The sequence below is a fragment of the Arhodomonas sp. AD133 genome (assembly GCF_051195215.1).
Taxonomy (GTDB): Bacteria; Pseudomonadota; Gammaproteobacteria; order Nitrococcales; family Nitrococcaceae; genus Arhodomonas.
Genome location: NZ_JBNAZM010000124.1, coordinates 1 through 1893, shown reverse-complemented (window position 1 = coordinate 1893; position 1893 = coordinate 1). Strand labels below are relative to the sequence as shown.

Annotated in this window: 3 protein-coding genes; all 3 read right to left on the bottom strand. The window is 62.7% G+C overall.

Going from position 1 to position 1893, the window contains the following annotated elements; all coding sequences use genetic code 11:
• Positions 1 to 265: 265 nt before the first annotated feature.
• Positions 266 to 538 carry a hypothetical protein gene (locus ACPEES_RS23230; RefSeq protein ID WP_435106856.1) on the bottom strand — a complete coding sequence of 91 codons (273 nt, stop codon included), beginning with the start codon at positions 536 to 538 and terminating at the stop codon, positions 266 to 268.
• A gap of 122 nt (positions 539 to 660) precedes the next feature.
• Positions 661 to 1143: a DUF1835 domain-containing protein gene (locus ACPEES_RS23225; RefSeq protein ID WP_435106854.1), complete on the bottom strand. Its 483-nt coding sequence runs from the start codon at positions 1141 to 1143 to the stop codon at positions 661 to 663.
• Between the two features lie 94 nt (positions 1144 to 1237).
• Positions 1238 to 1618: an Mth938-like domain-containing protein gene (locus ACPEES_RS23220; RefSeq protein ID WP_435106852.1), complete on the bottom strand. Its 381-nt coding sequence runs from the start codon at positions 1616 to 1618 to the stop codon at positions 1238 to 1240.
• Between the last annotated feature and the right edge of the window lie 275 nt (positions 1619 to 1893).

Genomic DNA, 1893 nt, shown 5'->3' with positions numbered 1-1893 from the left:
AAGGAGAACGCGGCGCTGGCGAAGCACCTGTTTCGCCAAGCGCTGGCGCGTCACAGAATCGCGCCCGGACAACTGGTCGAGGGTCACAATAACCTTTCGTCGTAACATCTCAACCTCGAGCGGCCTGCAGCGCAGCGGATTGATCCAATTCGGATTGACGTATCGGAATCCATTCGTGCGAAGCCGTCGAGCAGCACTTGGGCAATAACGAGCCGGGCGCTCTGGCAAGAGTATACGGCACACGATATTGCTGTGCTTATTGAGTTCAGCGCCGGAAGAGCCGCCCTGCCCCACGGTCCAAGCACCAAGTTCCGCCTTCCTCACCCGCGATCCGCACACCACCGATCCAGCGTTCGAGTGGCGAGAAATCAAGCCAGTGGTGTTCGCCGTCGAGAACCGCTGCCCCAGTAGCAGTCAGGTTCAACTCACGCTGCGGCCATTCCGCCTCTTCCCCTCCGGTGATCCTCAGCGCGGGTGAATCCGTGCGGCACAGCGGCTGGATAATCCACCAGAACATCAGGTCGCCCAGATACGGCACGGCTCGCGCTTCATCATGAGCTCACGGTAGACGCGCCCGACCGAAATCGGGCCCAGGTCTCGGACGATTTTGGCGGTGAGCTGTTCGGTCAGTCCCAGGCAGTTTTCCAGGGATGGCAATTCCTACAGGTGCCGCCGCAGGGCGTGGCCCATCATGGGGAGCGCTGGTGTACCGGTGCGGGTGAGTGCCTCCAGTGGTTCCGGTGTGGGAGCGGTGATGGCCGCCCATGCGGTCTCGCCCAGCGCGAGCTGTGCGTCGGTCACCGGCTTGCGCTGTCGCCAGAGCCAGGCGAGCAGGTCGGGCGCGAGCTGGCCGATGCCGGTGTAGCGCTCGACGCCCGGCACGCTGTCGACGGCTATGAGCTCGACGCGCGCCTGCGGCTGCTGCTCGGTAAGACACTTGAGGACGTACTCGAGGATGAGCTGGTCGTAGGAATCGTGCTCGAACCAGAGCGCGATGCGTTTGTAGCCTGAGACGTGTGCTAGGGCGTTGTACTGCCGTCGGCAGCGGGTGATTGCGTCGGCTTCGTCATGGAGGAGAGTAACGAATATAGGCCGTCCGCCGACGCTATATCTCGCTGGGCCGCTACGCCCGAAACGCTCCATGGAGGTGGATTACGCTCGCGCTTCATCCACCCTACCGGTCTCGGGTTCCGCATCTGCCGTCGACGCTCCACCAGGGCCTGTTGGTCCCCGTCCGCTAACAAGTGGAATGGAAGAGTCCGCCGACGGCCTCTCCGTGCGCGGCCAGATCGTTGTAGATCCGCGCCGCTTCGTTCGTTTCAGTGACGTGAACGGCTATGCCGCGGGCATTCAACAGCTCCAGTGTGTCGGGCATGGTGTGCAGTGCCTTCCACATGCCACGGCTGAGGACGACGGTCATCGCCCCGTGGCCCAGTAGCTCGGCGACGTCGTCCGGCTGGATGCCGGGGACGTGACGGGTACCGGTCTCCTTCCAGTCCCATTCCCGGCCGCCACCGGGCCACAACTTGAAATCCTTTCCCGAGCCAACGGTCTCGACTGTCATGCGGCCCCAGGAGAGCTGGGCGATTCTTGGTGAGGGAAAGGTGGTCATGGCCATGATACGAGTCCCCGCAGACCGGAAGCTGACGGGTATCGTTACGATCAACGGTATTGCATTTATTTCATGGTCTCTAGCGTCGTCGTCAATGGCAACCGCTTCGACAGACCCAGCCGGGGAACGCGGCACCCCGGTCACCCCACCCCCGTTCTGTAAGGATGGCTGTTCCTTCAGATGCCGGCGCGAGGCGCGTCGGAGTTACTAATCCGATCATAGGTAATGCCACATGTCAGCGAGGCTGTCGGGCGTTCTCGCAAGGCGCGAGGAGCGTGGTG

Bases quoted from the DNA above. Each gene is read 5' to 3' on its own strand.
- ACPEES_RS23220 (WP_435106852.1), bottom strand. From the start codon at position 1,618: ATGGCCATGACCACCTTTCCCTCACCAAGAATCGCCCAGCTCTCCTGG.
- ACPEES_RS23225 (WP_435106854.1), bottom strand. From the start codon at position 1,143: ATGGAGCGTTTCGGGCGTAGCGGCCCAGCGAGATATAGCGTCGGCGGA.